This window comes from Pseudomonas sp. MF6767, assembly GCF_016405475.1.
GTDB classification, from domain to species: Bacteria; Pseudomonadota; Gammaproteobacteria; order Pseudomonadales; family Pseudomonadaceae; genus Aquipseudomonas; species Aquipseudomonas paracarnis.
The window spans coordinates 1-13473 of sequence record NZ_JAEKCY010000007.1; the positions used below are offsets into that span (position 1 = coordinate 1).

Below are 13473 nucleotides of genomic sequence, written 5' to 3' on the forward strand. Positions count from 1 at the left end.
TTCTTGACGACCATAGAGCATTGGAACCACCTGATCCCATCCCGAACTCAGCAGTGAAACGATGCATCGCCGATGGTAGTGTGGGGTTTCCCCATGTGAGAGTAGGTCATCGTCAAGATTAAATTCCAAAACCCCAATTGCGAAAGCAGTTGGGGTTTTGTTTTGGGCGCTCGAAAAGTGTCCACCTTGTCCCCGTACACCTGTGCGCCCCAACCTCCGACTTGACTGCCCCGACAAATTTGCACAGTTATTTCTGAGCGACACCACTAGAATAGCCACCTAATCATTTTTAGAGTCAGAGCCCTATCTATGCCCGATCCGGTTGATGCCCACGAGGTATCGGATTTACCGCTAGACGATCTGGTGGCATGCCATGAGTGCGACTTGCTGATGCGCAAACCAACGCTCGCCCTCGGCGAAAAAGCTCAATGCCCACGCTGCGGCTACGAGCTATACGCTCACCGTCACAATGTGGTCGAGCGCAGTCTCGCCTTGGTACTGGCAGCCCTGCTGCTGTACGTCCCCGCGAACTTTTTGCCCATCATGCAGCTCAATCTACTCGGGCAGTCTTCGGAGGACACCGTGTGGAGCGGCGTTGTTGGCCTGTTCGATACGGGTATGCAAGGCGTTGCCGCCGTGGTGTTCCTGTGCAGCATGGGCATCCCCTTGCTCAAGCTTCTGTGCCAGTTGGCAGTGCTGCTCAGTATTCGCTGGAACATAGGGCGCAATTACGGGCTGCTGCTATATCGCATCTACCACCACATGAAGGACTGGGGGATGTTGGAGGTCTACTTGATGGGTGTGCTGGTGGCGATCGTAAAGCTCGCCGACATGGCCTCCATCACAATTGGCCTGGGTCTGGTCTGCTTCGTGAGTCTATTAATGGTTCAAGTTCTGCTTGAGGTGGTGATGTCGCCCCATCAGATCTGGCAAGCGCTGTCAGGAGAGGATGACCATGCGGGCGATTGATGCAGGTATTCTGATTTGTACCGAATGCCATGAGTTGAACAAGCAGGAAGCGGATAGCGAGGAGCAGCTCTGCACACGTTGTGGCGCGTTGATCCATGCCCGTCGCCCCAATAGCCTTACACGTACCTGGGCGCTATTGATCACCGCGGCGATCCTGTATATCCCCGCTAACCTGTTACCCATCATGACGGTCAGCTCCCTTGGCCAAGGCGACCCCAGCACCATCATGTCGGGTGTCATCCAACTGGTGCAGCACGGGATGTTTCCTATCGCTGCCGTGGTGTTCATCGCCAGTATCCTGGTACCTACCTTCAAGTTGGTCGGCATTGGCCTGCTGCTGTTCTCGGTGCAGCGTCACCAACCGCTGTCCGCGCAACAACGCATTGTGATGTATCGCTTTATCGAGTTCATTGGGCGTTGGTCCATGCTGGATATCTTCGTGATCGCCATCCTGGTGGCGCTCGTTAACTTTGGGCGGCTAGCCAGTATCGAGGCCAACCTCGGCGCTGCGGCGTTCGCCAGTGTGGTGATCTTGACGATGTTTGCCGCAGTAACTTTCGATCCCCGACTGATTTGGGATAACACGGAGTCGGACGACGACCATGAGTGATTTGCCTAAAGCTAAAACCCGCCCAGCCTCTAACTGGTCGGCCATTTGGGTGCTGCCCCTGATTGCCCTGATCATCGGTGGCTGGCTGGGGTGGCGTGCCTATTCCCAGCAAGGTATCGAGATTCAAGTTCGCTTTGAAAGCGGCGAAGGTATTCAGGTCAACAAGACCGAAGTGGTCTACAAAGGCATGACCGTGGGCAAGGTCAAAACCCTGGCCCTGGATGACGAAGGCAGCAATCGCGGGGTGATCGCCACCATCGAGATGAACAAGGACGTGGAGCAGTACCTCAAGACCAACACCCGCTTCTGGTTGGTCAAGCCCAGCGTCAGCCTTGCCGGTATCACCGGCCTGGAAACCCTGGTTTCAGGTAACTACATCGCCGCCAGCCCCGGTGATGGCGAGCCCACGCGCAAGTTCAAGGCGCTCTCCGAAGAGCCGCCGTTATCCGACGCCAAGCCCGGCTTGCACCTGACCCTCAAGGCCGATCGCCTGGGCTCGTTGAACCGTGGCAGTCCGGTGTTCTACAAGCAGATCCAGGTCGGTCAGGTCAAAAGCTACCTGCTGTCTGAAGACCAGAGCACCGTCGAGGTCAAGGTCTATATCGAGCCGACCTATGCCAACCTGGTGCGCAAACACACGCGTTTCTGGAATGCCAGCGGCATCAGTATCGACGCCAACCTTTCCGGCTTGAAAGTGCGCAGCGAATCCCTCTCCAGCATTGTCGCCGGTGGTATCGCTTTCGCCACGCCGGAAAACCGCAAAGACAGCCCGCCCACCGACCCGAGCCTGCCTTTCCGCCTATACGAAGATTTCGATGCCGCCGCAGCGGGGATCAAGGTCAAGGTCAAGCTCACCGACTTTGAAGGCCTGCAGGCCGGGCGTACGCCGGTCATGTACAAAGGCATCCAGGTCGGTAGCCTGAAAACCCTGAAGATCGACGCGGACCTGTCCAGCGCCAGCGCCGAGCTGACCCTCGATCCGTTGGCTGAAGACTACCTGGTCGAAGACACGCAATTCTGGGTGGTCAAACCGTCCATCTCCCTGGCGGGCATCACCGGCCTGGAGGCCTTGGTCAAGGGCAACTACATCGCGATTCGCCCAGGCGACAAAGGCACCCCGCCACAACGCGAATACGTAGCCCGCGCCAAGGCGCCACCTTTGGACCTACGTTCCCCGGGCCTGCACATGGTGTTGCTCACCGACAGCCTGGGCTCGTTGGATGTCGGCAGCCCGATTCTGTACAAACAGGTCAAAGTCGGTTCGGTGCAGAGCTACCAGTTTTCACGCAAGAAAAAACAACTGGTGATCGGCGTTCATATCGAGAAGGAATACGAAAGCCTGGTCAACGGCTCGACGCGCTTCTGGAATGCCAGCGGCGTCACCCTCACGGGCGGGCTCACCGGCGGTATCCAGGTCAAAAGCGAATCCCTGGCCAGCCTGATGGCGGGCGGTATCGCCTTCGAAACGCCGGAACCGAACGTGCCATTGAAACATCGCATCCCGCGCTTTCGCCTGTATGCCGACCGAGATGCCGCCAACCAGCACGGCACTCTGGTGACCATCAAAGTCGACCGCGCCGACGGCCTGAGCGCCGGCACACCGGTGCGCTTCAAGGGGCTGGATGTGGGCAAGATCGAGAGTGTCGAACTCAGTGCCGACATGCAGTCGGTGCTGCTCAAGGCGCGTATCACTCAGGTTGCGGACCGCATTGCGCGTACGGGCAGCCAGTTCTGGGTGGTCAAGCCGGAACTGGGGCTGATGAAGACGGCTAACCTGGAGACCCTGGTCACTGGCCAATACATCGAGGTGCAACCGGCCGCGAAAAACGCCGGCCCGCAGAAGAGCTTTGTCGCCCTGACCCAGCCGCCTGAAACCGTGCATCAGGAAGCTGGCCTGAGCCTCACACTCAGCGCCGCCCGCCGTGGTTCGTTGAAGGAAGGGGTACCGGTCACCTACCGTGAAGTGACGGTCGGCAAAGTCACCGGCTATGAGCTGGGCCAGACCGCCGACCGTGTGTTGGTGCACATCCTGATCGAGCCCAAGTACGCACCTCTGGTACGCAGTGGCAGCCGCTTCTGGAACACCAGCGGCTTTGGCCTCGACTTCGGCTTGTTCAAGGGCGCGACCGTGCGTACCGAGTCCCTTGAAACGCTGGTGGCCGGCGGCATCGCCTTTGCCACCCCGGATGGCGAGCGCATGGGTAACCCGGCACGGCCGCAGCAGACGTTCCCGTTGTTCGACAAGTTTGAGGATGAATGGCTGACCTGGGCGCCTAAGATTCCACTCGGTAAATAAACCGAGGCGCGGCTATCGCGGGCAAGCCCGGCTCCCACAGGGATATGCATTTTCAGCAAGTATGCATTCCAACTGTGGGAGCCGGGCTTGCCCGCGATGAGGCCCACAAACACACCGCAAATCCCAAGCCGAAAAAAAGGCCGCGATCCCAAAAGATCGCGGCCTTTTTGCCTTTCAGTACAGCCCGTCAGACTTCATCCAGCTCCGGCTCGTCCGCCTGCACATTCATCGTCGCCTTCACCACATCATGGCGACGGATGTACTTCCAGTCCGCCTCATCAATGTAGATCCCGTTCGGCCCGCTGCCGCCCTCCAGGTCAATCGCCACCTGGGCGGACACCTGCGGCTTCACACTCGCCAGGATCGGTACAAAGCCCAATTGCAGGCTGGTTTCCAGCAGTGCTGCCTGGTTCTTCTCATCGATGTCTGCCGCTTCATCGAGGTAGTACGGCAAGCGCACGCGACCGGCCTGGTCGCGGTCCATCAGGTGCAGCAACAAGTACATGTTGGTCAGCGCCTTGATGGTCATGGTAGTGCCGTTGGACGCAGCGCCGTCGATGTCGGTATGGATCACCGGCTGGCCGTTGACCTTGGTGATTTCGAACGCCAATTCGAACAAGTCCTTGAGGCCCAACTGGTTATGGTTGGCGGCTACCAGGCGAGCCAGGTATTCCTTGGCTTCTTCGTTCTTGTTGTCCTGTTCGGCGCTCTGGCTGAGGTCGAACACCGAGAGGGTCTCGCCTTCTTCATACTGACCGGCACTGTGGATGATCTGGTCGATATGCTTGAGCGCTTCCTTGTTCGGCGCCAGTACGATGCGGAAGCTTTGCAGGTTGGAGACCTGGCGCTTGTTGATCTCACGGTTGAACAGCGCCAACTGGTGTTCCAGGCTGTCGTAGTCACTACGGATGTTGCGCAGGGTACGGGCGATGTCGGTGACCGCTGCACGGCGCGCCTTGCCGAGGGTCAGCGCCTCGTCGGTACGGTGCGCATAGGCGTTGATCAGCAGTTGCAGACGACGCTCGACATCATCCTCACTGTCGAACTTGGCCACGCCCTTGAGACGCACCTGGGCGTACAGCGCTTCGATCTGGCCATCGGCGCGCAGCAAACCCTGCCAGCTGTCCTGATAGTCATTGAGCAGCGGCAGCAGGTTGTCCATGGAGTCGTCGACCGGGTCCATGAACGGCGTGCCGAACGGCAGGTCCGCCGGCAACAGCTGACGACGGCGCAATGCGTCATCCAGCGTGCGTTGCTTGGCTTCCATATCGCCGATCTGACGGCCGACCAGTTGCAGCTTGGCCGACAGTTGCTGGACGCGCTCGGTAAAGGCATCGCTGGAACGCTTCAACTCGTCCTGGGCCGCTTCCATCTGCGCCAGGTTTTCCAGCTTCTCGCCTTCTTCGGCGCTCAGGGTCTGGGTGCGGCGGAAGTCTTCCAGGGCCTTTTGGGCATCCAGTACCTGCTGGTACAGCGCTTCGGTCTGGGTCTTGCTTGCGGCGCGGTCGGACGCCACGGCCTGCTGGGTTTTCAGTTGCTTGAGCTCTTTTTCCAGGCGCTCTTTCTGGTCACGCAACGCGGCGCGATCCGCCAGGGCTTGCAGTGCCGGCGGCTCGATGTGCGAGATGTCGATGGACAGCCCCGGCACCTCAAAGCGCTCGCCCTTGAAGCCATCGAGAATCTGCTCCAGGGATTTGACCCACTGGCCGTCCTCGTCCAGCGTGATGCCATGTTCGCCCAGCGGCAGGCTGAACAGCGAGCTGTTGAACAGGCGCATCAGGCGCTCGACATCCTGCTGCGAAAATTCTTCGCGCAGCTTGGCGTAGCTGTTGTTGTCCGCGTGATCGAGTTGCTGCTTGACCGACTTCAAGCGCTTTTCCAGGTCGCGCAGGCGTTCTTCCAAGTCCTCGGCGCTGAACTGTCGCGACTGCGCCAAGGCGCCCGCCAGTTCATCGTGGGCATCCTTGGCGGCGAGCAATTGCTGCTCCAGCATCTTGACGTCATCCACCAGGGCAAAGCGGTGCTTGAGCACCGACAACTCGCCCAACCAACGCTGGATGCCACTGATTTCCCGCTCCAGGCGCATCAGCTCCTGTGTGCCGCCGCGCTGGTCGTTTTGCAGCGCGTCCTGCTCGTTGCGGTAGTGTTCGGCCTGGATGGTCAGCTCTTCCTTGCGCGCACTGGCGTAGTCCGACCAGGTGCCCAGCAACGAATCCAGCAGCGGTGACAGGCGATGCAGTTTGCCGCGCAGGGCGTCGCGCTGTTTCACGCCATTGGCCAGGGCTTCAACCAAGGGGCCGGCAGCCACCAGCGAGTTGTAGTCCTGCTCCATGCGTCGCACATCACGGAAGGCTTCTTCACAGGCCGCGATGTAGTCGACACTGCCCGAACGCAGGCTGTGTTCGAAGGCATCAAGGAACAGTTGCTTGAGCTTGGCCGCGGTGATTTCGCGCATGTGCAGCAGGTTGATAAACAGCGCGCGGAACGTCTTCAGGCTCTGCTCGCTCGTGGAGCGCAGCGGAATCAGCGTCAGGTCCAGCGGGACCGACGTATGCCCGCCCACCAGCAAGCGCCGCAGTTCATCGGGCTTGAGCTCGTAGGCTTTCAGGCCCTCGCGCTCAAGGTTGGTGAACAGCTCTTTCTGGCGCAGGCAGGTGTCGTTTTTCTGGTAGTGGGCCAGGTCCAGCTTGCCGGCGTAGGCAAAGAACTGGTGACCAAAGCCACCGCCCGGGCCGCGGCCGACCACGCCGATAACGTGCGGGCCGTGGGGCAGAGAGACTTCTACCAGGATGTAGCTGGTGTCGGTGGCAAAGTAGAAACGCCGCGATTGTTCCAGGGTGTACTTGCCGAAGCTCATGTCCGACATGCGTGCCAGGATCGGGAATTGCAAGGCGTTGATCGAGGCGGATTTACCCAGGTTGTTGGCGCCGTACACCGACAGCGGTTCTTCCAGCGGGAACAAGCCCAGGCTGTAACCGGCGGTGTTCAATAGGGCGAAGCGGCGGATGCCGTAGCGTTCCTTACTCATGCGTCGGTCTCCTGTTCTTCGGCAATGGCACGGGCCAGGGCATCTTCTTCGCTTTCTTCGGTGAAGGCGCTCAGATCCAGCGGGTCATCGGTCTTCAGCAGTTTCTCGTCGCTGTCCTCGTCGATAATCACCGGTGCCGGCAGCGGCAGTACGCTGTGTACGCTGGCGGCAAGGTCGCGGTCCTGCTGCACCGACAGGCACACATCCAGGAAGCGGTGCATCGGCGGCAGGAAGCGGTAGATACCGTTGTCTTCGCTGGCAAAACCCAGTTGGGTCATGCGGCGCATGATTTTTTCTTCGAGCTCTTCCTGGGTCTGTACCTCGGCCTGGATAAACAGGTCACGGTATTTCTCCAGCAACGAAGGCAATTCATCGCGGCCCAGGCTGCCGCCGTCGAGCACAGCAATCGGGTCGCGACCCTGGTCGGCCAGGTGTTCGACGATGATGAAGGTGAACAGGGCCAGGCGCTGGGCGGTTTTGTTCACCTGCGCGGCAGCCACGGCAGTGTCCGGCACGAAGTAATAGAAGCCGCGGGTATCGCACACCAGCTCAAAGCCCAGGGCCTTGAACAGCGTGCGGTACTGGTCCTGGAAGTTCGACAATTGCGCGTACAGCTCCGGGTCGCGACGGCTGACGTGGTAACCCTTGAACAGCTCGCGAAAGATCGGCGCCAGCTGGGACAGTTCGGATAGATCAAGATGCATAAGGCGTGCTCGCAGAATTCTCGGTGGCATCGACGCCGGCCGGGAGCAGGGCGAAGGAGCGCAGGCTGACCTGGTGCTCGTGGGTGTGGTAATCGCGACGTTCCAGGCGCTCGCGCTTGAAGCGTTTTTCCCGGGACAGGCGCGAGAACCAGTACAGCAATTCATCGGTGGCGCCGTCCGGTTCCTGCTCCAGCAGCCAGGTCATTAGGTCGGGCATCGGCAGCGCGTCTTCGCAGCGTTCGAGCATTTCCTTGACCGTACGCGGTGCGCGCTGGGCTTCGCCTTTGTGGGACTTGTGCGCCTTGGGGAAACGCGCCGGCTTGGGTTCGAAATTGGCCAGGGCATACACATAGGCCTCGACCTGGCTCGCACTGCCCAAAAAGGTGCTTTGCGGCCGGGTGAACATCGGCATCGCCGCTTGCGGCACCGCGTCCAGGCCTTTGCGGCGAATCGCCGACAGGGCCAGCGCCGCACCGCGAGTCACGGCGTTATGCCGGCGTGCTTCTTCACGCAGCGGCAGCAGCAACTCCCGCGCATGGCGCAAGGTCAGCTGGGCGCTGGTTTGCATCTCGAGGATGCGCGCATGGGTGCGCAGCAGCATGTCGTCATCTACCAGGTGGCCAAGACGCTGTTGCTCGGTGAGCATGCGCAGCAGCACGTTTTCCACCTTGCGTACGCCTTGCTCGAAGGCGCCGTCGGCGTTCACCAGTTGGATCATCGGCTCGACGTATTCGTCCCAGGTCGCCAATACCTCGGCGTAACGCTGGCGCAACGGGATCTGGCGGTCGCTGGTCTTGGCGCGGTCGGCCACGGCGGCGAGGGCCTGTTCGTCGTTGGCGAGTTTTTTGAGCACATCGCGCACGCGCATATCCAGCAGGCGCAGTTGCCGGGCCAGGTCGTGGCCGTCACGGATGTCGAAGGCGTCCTGGATGTAACCGGCCAGACGCTCCAGGTGGCGCAGGTAGGCTTCGATTTCCAGGCACAGGCCAAGCCGGTGCTCCTTGCGAAGATAGGCGAGGAAGTCGTGGATCTGCGCGTTGAGCTCGAAACGGTTCGGGCTCTTGGCGACAGGTACCAGGATATCCAGGCGAATCCACACGTCCAGTAGGCTGGTGATGTCCTGGGGCGTGCTGTCCAGTTGTTGGGCGGCCAACTGTGCGCGCAGCTCGGCCAGGCTCAGGGTGCCTTGGTCGAAGTGTTCGCACAGAGGCTCAAGTAAGGCCCAGTGTTCGGCGAGGGCGCGCAGGACGCGCTTGGGTTCGATCATGGGAATGGCCGGCTGGTTGGCGATTAAAAGTCGCGATTGTACTGCATCAGGCGCGGGATTTATCCACAGCCGGTCAGTGCGCAGTGGGCGATTGTTGCCGAACAGCGGTAGAATCCCCGCTCTTTACTTATCCACAAGTGGCCGAGCTGTGCTTATCGAGTCCCGACGTCGCGCTTACTTGACCGCCATGCAGGTGGTCAACTGGCTGCCCCGCACCGAACTGCCGTTTGCCGCGCCGTCGCGGCCCGAGTTGTTGCAGGCGCTTGAGCCTTATGAGGCGTTCGAGTCGTCGGGGGAAGAAGCGGCCGCGCCCGTGGCGGTGGTCAAGCCCACCCCTGAGACGCGCCCGGTGGTCGAACGGGCCAAGATCGAAGTGCCGCGCCCTGCGCCGGTGACCAAAGCTGCCAAGGTGGTGGAGGAGGCTGCGCCGGTGGCCAAGGCGCCGGTCGTGCCGCCGCCACGCTTTGCCCTGCAATTGCTGCGGGCCGGGCGTTGCCTGTTGCTGGTGGAACTGCCGACCGGCGAACGTTTCCAGTCCCGCGACCCGGCCTACCTTTTGCTCAAGGACATGCTGCGCGCCGCCGGCCTGCCCGACAGCCCGCAAATCGTCGGTGAGCCGGTGCGCTGGCCGCTGCTGGTGCGCGGCACCATGGACCAGGGCCCCGAGGCCGCACGAGATTTCGTCCAGGGGTTTGTCTCGGCACGCCTGGAAGACGAGCCTTGCGTGTGCCTGTGGCTGATCGGCCTGCCCGCTGTGCGGTTTGCCGGTGAAGCAAACGCCGAGGCCTGGTACCGCGAGCTGCAGGTTGAAGGCCTGGGTTCGGTGTGGGCCCTGCCGGGCCTGGAATTATTAATGGAAGAGCCACAGCGTAAGGCTGATGTCTGGCAAGCCATGCGCCGGCTGATGGCGCGCTGGAAAACAACTGATGAGTGAGGCTTTATCCTTTCGCCCGATGACCGAGGCCGACCTCGAGGCCGTGCTGAAAATCGAATACGCGGCGTTCAGCCACCCCTGGACCCGCGGGATTTTTCTCGACGGGCTGGGCAAGTACCAGATCTGGCTGATGTTCGAAGGCGAGCAGCAAGTGGGGCACGGGGTGGTGCAGATCATTCTCGATGAAGCGCACTTGCTGAACATTACTGTGAAGCCGGAAAACCAGGGCCGTGGTTTGGGCCTGGCGCTGCTGGAGCATTTGATGTCGCGTGCTTATGCCGCCAATGCGCGAGAATGCTTCCTCGAAGTGCGGGACAGCAATACCGGCGCGTTTCGCCTGTATGAGCGTTATGGCTTCAACGAGATCGGCCGTCGCCGGGATTACTACCCCGCTGTGGGTGGCCGCGAAGATGCAGTCGTGATGGCGTGCACCCTGGTCGATTAAATACAGAGCCCCCTATGTGCAGAACCTCTGTGGGAGCCGGGCTTGCCCGCGATGCAGGCACCTCGGTCTTCAAGTAACACCGCGGTGATACCATCGCAGGCAAGCCAGCTCCCACAGGGTCAGCGCTTGCCGTTCAGCGGGTCCAGATCAGCCAGTTCCGCCTCATCCAACCCATTCCCGCCACCAATGTCATTTTCTCCCACGACGCTCAAGTCATAGTCGGCGGCATTGTCTTCGCCTTCCTCCTGGGCATCCCGCGCGCCGTCCTCACGGATCAGCGTCTCCGGGCTCATATCGTCGTCAGTGGATTCATGATCATCCGTCGATGCGCCGGTCAGCCCGGCTTCGCGCACCCGTTCGTCGGGCATCAGATGGTCGCGCTCACGGCGGGGCAGCTCGTCGCCGATTTCCGCAGTCTGGTCCTGCTCGTCAAAATCCAGCTCGCGCATCTCACCCATGCGGTCTTCGTTGTCATCGATCGGTTCCGGCTGCGTTGCGCCGTAGGGACGTCGTGATTCAGTCATGGCCAATCCTCATACTGTGGGGCTTATAGTGTGTGGACAGGCATGGCAGCCAAAAAATTCAAGCTAATTAGCGCCTGGCGTGACCCGGACGAGGGCTTGTCAGTCACAAACCTGCGCATCATTCCTGAGGCTTCCCTGATGAACGAACTACAAGACCTGCTTGATAACAACGAACGCTGGGCGGACGCGATCAAACAGGAAGATCCCGAATTCTTCGCCAAGCTCGCCCGCCAGCAGACCCCGGAATACCTGTGGATCGGCTGCTCCGATGCCCGTGTACCGGCCAACGAGATCGTCGGCATGTTGCCCGGTGATCTGTTTGTGCATCGCAACGTGGCCAACGTGGTGCTGCACACTGACCTCAACTGCCTGTCGGTGATCCAGTACGCGGTGGACGTGCTCAAGGTCAAACACATCCTCGTCACCGGTCACTACGGCTGTGGCGGCGTGCGTGCGTCGATGCAGGACCGTCAGTTCGGCCTGATCGACGGCTGGCTACGCACCATTCGCGACCTTTACTACGAAAACCGCGATGTGCTGGCCCAGTTGCCGACCGAAGAAGAGCGTGTGGACCGCATGTGCGAGCTCAACGTGATCCAGCAGGTGGCCAACGTCGGCCACACCAGCATTGTGCAAAATGCCTGGCATCGTGGGCAGAGCCTGTCGATCCATGGCTGCATCTATGGCATCAAGGACGGTCGCTGGAAGAGTTTGAACACCACCATCAGTGGCTTCGAGCAACTGCCGCCGCAATACCGCCTGCGTCCGTTGGGCGAAGCCTAAGGTCGTTTGTGCTCACGCCACCAGGCCATGAAGGCCTGGCCTTCGGCGTTCAGCGGCTCCTTGCTGCCGGTGATCCAGCCCCGGCAGTTCAGCTCGCCGCAATGGCAAGCGAACTGCCGGGCCAGTGTGTCTTCGGTGGTGGCGTAATCCAGCGTCAGCAAGCTGCCGGCGCCGATGGGTTGCACCGTCCATAGCTCCAGGTACGTCGTGTCTAGAAACACGTTCGGGTTGCAGGAGTGCTGTAACAGGCCGCAGAGCCAACAATCGTACAAGTGGATGCGGGGTGACAGTTGCAGCGTGTACGGGCGCCGTTCGCTCACGGCATAACCGGAAACCTTAGCAATGCGCGTGCGACTCTCAAAGGCCACGCGCGCCGTGACCCTGGCCGCAACCCCTTCAGCCTCTTGCTTGACCTCAAAGTGCTCGGTCGAGGGGTAACCCTGTTCCACGAGCAGCGTCTTGAAGGGATAGAGGCAGTCATTCACAGCCGTTTCAGCCTTATCCATGGCTCGAGTTTTCATCACTCTCCTGAGCGGGGCTGCATGGACCTGCGGGTCTGACGGCCAGTCTTGCAGCAAATGGGCGCGGCCCTAGATTCGCCGAAGTGGGATCCGGTTTCTACTGTCAAAGTTGACAGTAGAAACGGTTTCTTCGCCTTAAAGCGCGGGGGCTATGACGGTGGGCGTGGGAGCGGCATTTCTCAACAGTTTCAACTGCGCTTTGATAGGCGCTGTGGCGCACTTGGCGTTGGCCTGCTCGGGCGTCAGGTGGCGCACCGAGGTGTAGAACAATTCACACGTCTGCTCCTTGCGCGTGACTTGCCAAGTGTTCAGGCAGGCCTTGAGCAATACGTTCGCATCGCTGGCGGGTTTCTGGCCCATGCCTGCTTGCCAGCAGGCGGCGCTCAAGTCCTGGCCCATCACTTTCAAACCGGCGTCATCAGCCTTTTGTTCATCACCGTCATAGCTGTCGGGGCTGGCCGCATACCAAATGTAACTTGGGTGGTTGGCGCCCAATACCGCGACGGTTTTGCCAGGCTCCGGGCTGATCTGCGCCAGGCTCAGCACGCCCACGGTTTGCCCGTATTGTTGCTTGATCCAGCTACGCACTGGCGCGCCGAAGGCCACCATGGGTAATGCGCCGCCAGGGCGCAGGCTCAGTTCCTTGACCATGCGGGTCTGGTAGTCGGTGAAATACCCGTAGACGGTTTCCAGGTCTTTGCCGGCATTGGACGGCGCAGCGATGGGCGCGATATCGATGATGGTCTGGTACGCCGGCGTTTCCGTGGCCGGTACGCCATTTTCGCTTAACAAGGTGGCCCAGCGGTCGGTGGTGGCCGATTCCAGGTAATCCTGGGCCTGGGTCAGCGAGTAATCCGGAGGGAAGTGCAACAGCTCGATGCTTTTGCGGTTTTCCAGGGCCATGCCCAACGGCAGGAACAGGTACCAGTTGTAGGCCCATTTGCCATCGCTGTTGAGCTGGCTGGCGCCTTGGTAAGCCAGGTCGGCGGTATTGAGCAGCGTGGTCAGTGGCTGGCCGTAACTGTCGGGCACGCCGCTGAAGGACGCCGTGACCTGACCGTCGTGGGTCTTCACACTGACCTTGGCCCGGCTGTAACCGTCACGTTGCAGGCTCTGGTTCAAATAGTGTTCGGCGGTCTGCTCCAGTGACCATGGCCGGAAGCAGATCACATTGCAGTTGTTGGGGTACGCGAACAACTGGGTGACGCGCTGCGTGCTGCCCAGTGGCACCTCGATGTCGGCCTGTACGACCGCACTCGCCAGTAGTGCGGCGAGGGTGAAGGACAGCCTGGTCGGTTTAAACATAGTCGATTCCTTGTCAGCGAAGCCCGTCTGCGCGGGATGGAAGCCCACCTGCACACAGTAGCGGCTGACCGGGAAAATCGCGTGTTA

12 protein-coding genes and 1 rRNA gene are annotated in these 13473 nt (G+C 60.6%); 7 read left to right on the forward strand and 6 right to left on the reverse strand.

The genetic code is table 11. From position 1 onward, the window contains the following. The first annotated feature begins 2 nt into the window (after positions 1-2). The 4 genes from rrf (at position 3) to JFT58_RS13205 (ending at position 3875) form a co-directional block, all read left to right on the forward strand. Positions 3-118 (forward strand): 5S ribosomal RNA (gene rrf / locus JFT58_RS13190). A 191-nt stretch (positions 119-309) separates the two neighbouring features. Further along, on the forward strand, positions 310-969 hold the full coding sequence (locus JFT58_RS13195) for a paraquat-inducible protein A (protein ID WP_034128130.1): 660 nt from the start codon (positions 310-312) through the stop codon (positions 967-969). Continuing rightward, positions 956-1579, forward strand: a complete 624-nt coding sequence (locus JFT58_RS13200; RefSeq protein ID WP_054897181.1) for a paraquat-inducible protein A — start codon at positions 956-958, stop codon at positions 1577-1579. Before JFT58_RS13195 ends, JFT58_RS13200 begins: the two co-directional genes overlap by 14 nt. Continuing rightward, entirely contained in the window at positions 1572-3875 is a 2304-nt protein-coding gene (locus JFT58_RS13205; RefSeq protein WP_054897180.1) for a PqiB family protein, read from the forward strand. The genes JFT58_RS13200 and JFT58_RS13205 overlap by 8 nt, the downstream gene beginning before the upstream one ends. Positions 3876-4062: 187 nt before the next feature. Here JFT58_RS13205 and mksF read toward each other — a convergent pair whose 3' ends face one another. The 3 genes from mksF to mksB are packed head-to-tail and all read right to left on the reverse strand — an operon-like array spanning position 4063 to position 8874. Next, positions 4063-6903 (reverse strand): Mks condensin complex protein MksF, encoded by a 2841-nt coding sequence (gene mksF, locus JFT58_RS13210; RefSeq protein WP_057977435.1) that lies wholly within the window; start codon positions 6901-6903, stop codon positions 4063-4065. Continuing rightward, a complete protein-coding gene (gene mksE, locus JFT58_RS13215) occupies positions 6900-7607 on the reverse strand; it encodes an Mks condensin complex protein MksE (RefSeq protein WP_003188281.1) in 708 nt (235 codons plus the stop codon). Before mksE ends, mksF begins: the two co-directional genes overlap by 4 nt. Next, on the reverse strand, positions 7597-8874 hold the full coding sequence (gene mksB / locus JFT58_RS13220; protein WP_032893713.1) for an Mks condensin complex protein MksB: 1278 nt from the start codon (positions 8872-8874) through the stop codon (positions 7597-7599). Before mksB ends, mksE begins: the two co-directional genes overlap by 11 nt. 187 nt (positions 8875-9061) lie before the next feature. On the opposite strand from mksB, the gene JFT58_RS13225 reads away from it, so the two are divergent. Beyond that, complete coding sequence (locus JFT58_RS13225; RefSeq protein ID WP_054897178.1) at positions 9062-9808, forward strand: hypothetical protein; 747 nt, start codon at positions 9062-9064, stop codon at positions 9806-9808. Then, positions 9801-10253 (forward strand): ribosomal protein S18-alanine N-acetyltransferase, encoded by a 453-nt coding sequence (gene rimI, locus JFT58_RS13230; RefSeq protein WP_054897177.1) that lies wholly within the window; start codon positions 9801-9803, stop codon positions 10251-10253. The genes JFT58_RS13225 and rimI overlap by 8 nt, the downstream gene beginning before the upstream one ends. 119 nt (positions 10254-10372) lie before the next feature. Here the strand turns inward: rimI and JFT58_RS13235 are convergent, their stop codons facing one another. Next, positions 10373-10777 carry a hypothetical protein gene (locus JFT58_RS13235; protein ID WP_054897176.1) on the reverse strand — a complete coding sequence of 135 codons (405 nt, stop codon included), beginning with the start codon at positions 10775-10777 and terminating at the stop codon, positions 10373-10375. Positions 10778-10915: 138 nt separating this feature from the next. Here JFT58_RS13235 and can point away from each other — a divergent pair, with 138 nt between their 5' ends. Further along, a complete protein-coding gene (can, locus tag JFT58_RS13240; protein ID WP_003188288.1) occupies positions 10916-11560 on the forward strand; it encodes a carbonate dehydratase in 645 nt (214 codons plus the stop codon). Here the strand turns inward: can and JFT58_RS13245 are convergent. Beyond that, positions 11557-12081: a hypothetical protein gene (locus JFT58_RS13245; RefSeq protein ID WP_034128124.1), complete on the reverse strand. Its 525-nt coding sequence runs from the start codon at positions 12079-12081 to the stop codon at positions 11557-11559. The genes can and JFT58_RS13245 overlap by 4 nt on opposite strands. 135 nt (positions 12082-12216) lie before the next feature. Beyond that, positions 12217-13386, reverse strand: coding sequence for a hypothetical protein (locus tag JFT58_RS13250; RefSeq protein ID WP_054897175.1), 1170 nt, complete (start codon positions 13384-13386; stop codon positions 12217-12219). Positions 13387-13473: the final 87 nt, after the last annotated feature.